This window comes from Methylobacterium sp. WL18 (assembly GCF_008040015.1).
Lineage (GTDB): Bacteria > Pseudomonadota > Alphaproteobacteria > Rhizobiales > Beijerinckiaceae > Methylobacterium > Methylobacterium mesophilicum.
Map to the genome: position 1 here is coordinate 1 of NZ_VRVD01001141.1, position 778 is coordinate 778.

Consider the following 778-nt stretch of genomic DNA (forward strand, 5'->3'; position numbering starts at 1 on the left):
CCTCCATGCCGTTCGCCCTCCCCGACGCCCTCCGGGCATTCCTGCCGCGCCGCTTCCGCGACCGCCGCCCGCGGGTCGCCGTGGTCCGGCTGTCCGGCACGATCGGGGCGGTCTCGCCGATCCGCCCGGGGCTCTCGATCGGCGGCGTCGCCGGCAGCCTGGAGCGGGCCTTCACGATGCCGGGGATCAGGGCGGTGGCGATCGTGATCAACTCGCCGGGCGGCGCTCCGGCGCAGTCGCACCTGATCCACCGCCGCATCCGGGCCCTGGCCGACGAGAAGAAGCTTCCGGTCGTGGCCTTCGTCGAGGACGTGGCGGCGTCGGGCGGCTACATGATCGCCTGCGCTGCCGACGAGATCATCGCCGACCCGACCTCGATCGTCGGCTCGATCGGGGTGGTCTCGGCCGGCTTCGGCTTTCAGGGTCTCCTGGAGAAGATCGGCATCGAGCGCCGGGTGCACACCCAGGGCGAAGCCAAGTCGATGCTCGACCCGTTCCGCCCGGAGGACCCCGCCGACGTCGAGCGCCTGAAGCGACTCCAGGCCGACATCCAGGACCTGTTCACCGGCCTCGTCACGAGCCGGCGCCCGACCCTGTCGACGTCGGAAAACCTGTTCACCGGCGCGGTCTGGACCGGGCGTCAGGCGGTCGGCCTCGGGCTCATCGACGCGTTGGGCGACATCCGTTCGACCATGCGCGCGCGCTTCGGCGACACGGTCGACCTGCGGCTGGTGGCCGAGGCCCGGGGCGGGTTCCTGTCCCGCCTGCTGCGCCGGGG

General features: G+C 72.8%; 1 protein-coding gene. It reads left to right on the forward strand.

Going from position 1 to position 778, the window contains the following annotated elements:
• Nucleotides 1–5: 5 nt before the first annotated feature.
• Nucleotides 6–778 (forward strand): S49 family peptidase (locus tag FV228_RS31400; protein ID WP_147857937.1); only part of this gene is annotated, 773 nt, incomplete at its 3' end.